The 283-nt window shown below is 63.3% G+C and carries 1 protein-coding gene; it reads left to right on the forward strand.

All coding sequences use genetic code 11. The features are described 5' to 3' along the window. A partial coding sequence (locus tag AAEZ05_RS28260; RefSeq protein WP_502947801.1) for a ClpB D2-like domain containing protein occupies positions 1-283 on the forward strand: 283 nt, incomplete at both ends.

Here is a 283-nt window from a genome sequence, read left to right on the forward strand (position 1 = left end):
CCTCCAACCTGGGCTCTGCGCAGATCCAGGAATTGGTGGGTGATCGTGAAGCCCAGCGTGCGGCGGTGATGGACGCGTTGACCACGCACTTCCGTCCGGAATTCATCAACCGGGTCGACGAAGTGGTGATCTTCGAGCCTCTGGCGCGGGATCAGATCGCGGGCATCACCGAGATCCAGTTGGGCCGCCTGCGTAGCCGCCTGGCTGAGCGCGAGCTGGACCTGGAGCTGAGCGGCGAAGCGTTGGATAAGCTGATCGCGGTCGGTTACGACCCAGTGTATGG

It is taken from the genome of Pseudomonas sp. HY13-MNA-CIBAN-0226 (assembly GCF_040310305.1).
Taxonomy (GTDB): Bacteria; Pseudomonadota; Gammaproteobacteria; order Pseudomonadales; family Pseudomonadaceae; genus Aquipseudomonas; species Aquipseudomonas gregormendelii.